Source organism: Bradyrhizobium sp. MI1.7 (assembly GCF_055811795.1).
This window is the reverse complement of the sequence record NZ_JBVVPO010000157.1, coordinates 1-5,058: the sequence shown is the minus strand read 5'-3', so window position 1 is coordinate 5,058 and position 5,058 is coordinate 1. Positions and strand designations below refer to the sequence as shown.

The window sequence follows — 5,058 nt, the reverse complement described above, 5'->3', positions numbered from 1 at the left end:
CAACGCAAGATGTTGCATGTTGCGGCTCGACCGAGGCGAAACGTCCAGCCGCAGATGCTTCTGGCGGCACGACAAGGACAGTTCGGCTGGTTCGGCTTCAGAACCTGGTGATCGGCGTCCGGATAAGATCCAAACGCCGAGTCTCGCGGCTCCTATTCGTACATCGCACAGACATTTCCCTGCCAACGGAGACACCTGCGCACTGCACGCCGGGTTTGGCGGATCGTCGTCCTTGCAACGCAGACGCCGTTGATCCGCGTTCTGCCCACTCCGCAGGCGGCCGCGACCGGCGTGTTCAGGCTCTCGGATTGGGGAAGCGTCGGGGAGCAAATTGAACACGTCCACCAACAATCACCGTAGCGCCGGTCTTAAGCTGCAGACCGATGGCAGATTTCTGCGCCGCAGCGCCGCAACCAAACAGATCCAAATTCGGGCATTGTTGTTCTTTGGTGCAATGAACTTTAGGACAATACCGAGAATGCACTATCCCTGAAAATCTTGTCACCATGCACGCCCCTAACCCGGCACCGGAATTGCACGGTTACCAGGCCCATCATCACAAGATTAAGGAATGGGTCCAATGCTGATGCATATCACCTCAGTGTCGGTGCCTCATCCGCACTCCCTTTGCGAACTGGGGATACCGACCGAAACCAATCCGATCGTCAGCCTGAGCCAACTTACCTATCGGAAGTGCAACAAGATCTACGGCGAAAAGGAACCCGCCGATTATGTCTATCAGGTCAAGTCAGGCGCGGTACGAAGCTACAAGCTGCTTCGTGATGGCCGCCGGCAAATCGGCGCCTTTTACGTTTCCGGCGATATCTTCGGACTGGAGAATGGAAGCCTGCACCGTTCTACGGCAGAAGCCGTCGTGGACACGACGGTTCGCCTCATTCGGCGACAGAATCTCGATGTAATTTCCGGCAGTGATGGCGCGCTGGCCAAGCATCTGCTCCGCATGACCACCAGCAATCTGAAGCATGCGGAAGACCATATGCTGCTCCTTGGACGCAAAACTTCGATCGAGCGCGTCGCGGCCTTCATCCTTGAGATGGACGAGCGGCTCACCGACGCCGGCATTTTGGCACTGCCAATGTCACGGCGTGATATCGCGGACTACCTTGGACTCAAGCTGGAAACCGTTTCGCGGGCGTTATCGCATCTGCGCAAGCTTGGCATCCTCGGCTTCATCGGTGCCACCCACCGCCAGATCGTACTGTTGGACCGGCAGCAACTCGCCGGCTTCGATCGTCAGAATTGACAGCCGGGTCGAAGCGAAGACCCTTTGCCGTTCCTAATTGAGCGGCCCCGGTGCCATGCCGGGACCTCTAATCTGCGCGGAAGTACGGTTCAATAGCGAGCGGTGACCGGTGCCGAATAACCGCCGAAACGATAGTTCAACCGAAGTGTGACCATGTCCACATCCTGACTGACCCCGTTGCCGAGAAGGGTGATGCCCCCTGGCGTGACCACGCCCGCGAAGGACGTGTTGTCACGCCCCATCCAGAGATGGTCGTATTCGATGCCGAACGACCAATTCGGCGAGAAACCGTATTCCCAGCCGACACCGAGGGCACCGCCCCAGCGCGTGTGACCTGCGGAGTCAGGCCGACTCCGGTGAGGTTGTTGAAGACATCAAAGCGATTGCGCGTCACCGCAGCGCCACCCTTCACATAGAACAGCGACGCTTTCCATGCCCATCCGAATTGAGCCGTGAACAGCCCAATGCCATCAATCTTGCCTGTGGTTGAGATCAATGGATCGATCAAGCTGACGCGTGTGTTCTTGATCTCGGCCCAGTCGCCCTGCGCCTCCAAGCCGAGCACAGACTGGTTCGTTTGCCAGCGGTACCCGATCTGCCCGCCAACAAGGCCGCCCGAACGATCAGCGCAACCACCTGCGACTGTCCCGGCGGGCGTCAGGAAATCCACGCAACCATGGCTCTGCCCCCAGCCTCCGTTGGCGCCAATGTAGAATCCGCTCCAGTTGTAGATCGCCACCACCGGTGCCGGCGGCGCCGCCTTGACGGCCATATCGGCGGCCATGGCAGGCGCCGTCATGCTCAGCGCTGCGAGACTGAGCGGAGTCATCGAAAGCCTTTTCATCGTCCATATCCCCATGCTCAGAGCTCTTTCGTTCAGAGAACGCGAGCTCTTATGAAGTGCCCGACGTCAACAAGTCTAAAGCGATGAGACCTAAGCCCGTAATAAAATGGCAACACTTGAGAGCGGTGTATGTGCACGGGAACGTGCTTATTCCGCGTCGGGACCTGGATCTCGCTCAGCGTTCTATTGTTCATCGACAAGCCAAGCTTGGATGCGGGGCGACGGAATGAGTTGCCTGGGGACGTGCGGATTGATCGTGCCCGCAAATACAACGAGACCTTCGTCGAGCTTTGCACGAACGAATGCCTTGGCCTCTGCGTCCGTAGCGAAGGTCCTTGTTTCCCGAGGGCTCCGCTGCTTCGGCAGCGTGCCGCGTTTACGAACCTCGAAGGTGACATACCAAGTCGGCGTCATCGCACGCACCAACTAACTGCCCTAGCCCAGTCGTTTTCTTGTTTTGGTGCGGGTATCATGAAGCTGGTTGATCTGAATCAAGATAGCGGTTGGTGCTGTCAGTAAACCAGGCGACGGGCGGTAGGGAACAAGGAGGATGTTCGACGGAGTTAACGCACAGCCCAGTTCACCCTTGATGTACGTCAATGTCGCTCATGTGTCCGGGCACACGCTATCGTAAGCCGTAGGAATGCGGCTTCTGCTACCCTTAGGAGGACATCATGAAGGCTAAGATGCGACTTTCGATCAAGTCAGTGACGGTTACAGGAATCGCTGCCAGCGCACTTCTGGGACTTGCAGGGGCCACACTTGGCTCCATCACCGGCCCGCGCGATCGTGTATTGCCAGTACGTCGACTATCCGGTGGGTTGCGTTGCCCGGGCTGGCGTTGCCCTCCGGCCACGGCCCGTTGCGCGCGCTGCAGTCCGTCATAACGTCGGCGGTAATGCCAATGGCGGCGTTAATCGCGTCGGAGTGCGTCGATAGAGGATTTGCCGGCGGGCCCCTAGCCTTGGTGCATAAACCAACATCGTGGCCCGCGGTGGCATTCAACACAACTTTTCGGCCATGGAGCGTCTTCGTTTCGAGGGACTTCTCGGCTTCAGGAGCAGGCCACCAAATTGCTGTCATCTATTTTCCAATGCGTGATGAAGCCGTCTGGTTGAATCGCCGCACGTGGCATCACCTGCATCGATATCGCGATGGACAGCCAATAACCTGATCACCGTCACCCTCCGTTGGTGCCCTTTGAAAGGAAAGATCAATCCGCGTGCAGAATCAGAAAGAGTTTGATCAGGAGGCAGCCGTTTGGACCGCCTCCTAGTCGTCTCCTTGCTGACTCGGTGTGCCGGGCGTGCGATCAATTCCGCTAGTCTGCAGCAGATCAGGGTGCCATAACGTCGCTGGTATGCTGACGCGCCGAAGTCGATGCCCGCTTCACCGGCTTTCGCGTGTGTTTTACGGGCAGCGGAACGGCAAACCGTTGGTGCCTGCGACCAAAGTCCCCGATGTGCAGGCCATGCCGGTAGGAGTTATGTACCAGCCATTGCTGGAGCTGGCCGTGGACGCCGCATAGTAGGCGTTGGCTGCCCGAGCTCCGCCTGTGTAGTAAGGGCCGCCTCCCCATCCCCAGTTGGGAGATGTAGCCGCCACAGCAGCAGCGCCGCCGACGGCGGCCGCGCCGGCGACGCCAGCGCCGACTACCTCGGCTCCATACCGGTACGCAGCCCGTCGGTCTTGCAGGCGAGCAACACCTGCAACGCTCATTGGGGTCAGTGGTCGACCGACCCGTGCTTGGGCACTCTCGACTGACATAGAGACACCGCGTTGTTCAGACCAGCTAAACGAGAACAGTGCCGCGCATGCGACAGTTGAGCCCGCAATTGCAAGTTTTGTTAGATGCATCTTTTTCATGAACTTGCTCCATTACTGGCTTGCCCCATGCTGAAAGAATTCTGCCTCACCGCCGGGTGGGCATTGCGCTAGAAGTAGCGAGCGTCAGCGAGGACATTAAGCTCGCCGTTCAGAGACAGGGTTACTACATGCGCAAGCTAACGGACTTTAAGAAGCGGTAGTCCGCAAAGCGCACGTGAAACCTCTACAGCATCACAACCAACCAAGCCGCGATCATCGCGCTGTTTCGCGTCGTCAACCGCTATGCCGGCAACCTCGCACCGATGCCGGTCGTGTTTCCGGGTTACCCGGCAACACTGACACCGGCCGCGAGCTGGCCATGATGCGCTGGGGCATGCCGCCGCCACCAAAGTTCGGCGGGCCACCGGTCACCAACATCCGCAATGCCGTCACCGCACTGGCCAGGCTGCCTGAAGCCGGAGAACCGCCGCCTTGTCCCGGCTAACAGCTTCTCCGAGCAACGTCCGCTGCCGGATGACGCGCTGAGGATCGTGGCGCGTGGCGCCGAAGGAGAACTAAGGCCGTCAAGTGAAAGTTGCCGTCGATCGACCTTACCGATCCCCAAGAGCTGCCCGCAAGAGTCTTGAGATCGCTACGCAGTCCAGCTCGGCAAGCGCGCGGCATCGCCGATTAATTTCTTGAAAGCCGAGCATTTCAGGCGCTCTAGGTCCCGTTCTCCGTCCGCCGCACGCGCCAGAAGATGTTCAGCAATTTCAAGCGCCGAAGCCGACTTCCGCTGATGGAAACGGGCGTCAAGCAGCACCTCGTCCAACGCGCGGCGCAATGTGGCTATCGTGGATGGATCGTAGCTCATGTCGGTCGTGTAGCCGACGCTGACAACAGTGAGATGACTGCCAAAGGACGCTGGGTCCGTTTGGCCTCTTTACGGCCGCGGTCACACTGAAGATCAAGAATTGTCCGGATTTCATACCCGTTCAGTCGTTTGGTTGTCGCAGATCGATGCACCTACAGCGCCGCAGGCCTCCAATCAGCGGATTTTCGCTTCAGCGCCAGCGTATGCGGCTCGTGCGAGATCGGATCGAGGGGCGGGCCTCTCCGGGGGCGTCGGCCGCCTCAACCCGAG

General features: G+C 59.0%; 2 protein-coding genes and 4 pseudogenes. 3 read left to right on the top strand and 3 right to left on the bottom strand.

The genetic code is table 11. From position 1 onward, the window contains the following. Window positions 1–580 precede the first annotated feature (580 nt). Window positions 581–1,264, top strand: coding sequence for a helix-turn-helix domain-containing protein (locus AC0L3X_RS46470; protein WP_038945731.1), 684 nt, complete (start codon window positions 581–583; stop codon window positions 1,262–1,264). Between the two features lie 89 nt (window positions 1,265–1,353). Here AC0L3X_RS46470 and AC0L3X_RS46465 read toward each other — a convergent pair. Then, window positions 1,354–2,108: pseudogene (locus AC0L3X_RS46465) on the bottom strand (outer membrane protein). 674 nt (window positions 2,109–2,782) lie between these two features. On the opposite strand from AC0L3X_RS46465, the pseudogene AC0L3X_RS46460 reads away from it, so the two are divergent. Beyond that, a pseudogene (locus AC0L3X_RS46460) lies at window positions 2,783–3,047 on the top strand (hypothetical protein). 740 nt (window positions 3,048–3,787) lie between these two features. On the opposite strand, the pseudogene AC0L3X_RS46455 reads toward AC0L3X_RS46460, so the two are convergent. Continuing rightward, window positions 3,788–3,974 (bottom strand): annotated as a pseudogene (locus AC0L3X_RS46455) (hypothetical protein); the annotation flags it as partial. A gap of 263 nt (window positions 3,975–4,237) precedes the next feature. On the opposite strand from AC0L3X_RS46455, the pseudogene AC0L3X_RS46450 reads away from it, so the two are divergent. Continuing rightward, window positions 4,238–4,450 (top strand): annotated as a pseudogene (locus tag AC0L3X_RS46450) (SOS response-associated peptidase); the annotation flags it as partial. A 116-nt stretch (window positions 4,451–4,566) separates the two neighbouring features. Here AC0L3X_RS46450 and AC0L3X_RS46445 read toward each other — a convergent pair. After that, on the bottom strand, window positions 4,567–4,788 hold the full coding sequence (locus tag AC0L3X_RS46445; RefSeq protein WP_038946060.1) for a hypothetical protein: 222 nt from the start codon (window positions 4,786–4,788) through the stop codon (window positions 4,567–4,569). Between the last annotated feature and the right edge of the window lie 270 nt (window positions 4,789–5,058).

What these genes read in the sequence shown, in the direction of transcription:
- AC0L3X_RS46470 (WP_038945731.1), top strand. Translation starts at nt 581, where the DNA reads ATGCTGATGCATATCACCTCAGTGTCGGTGCCTCATCCGCACTCCCTT.
- AC0L3X_RS46445 (WP_038946060.1), bottom strand. Translation starts at nt 4,788, where the DNA reads ATGAGCTACGATCCATCCACGATAGCCACATTGCGCCGCGCGTTGGAC.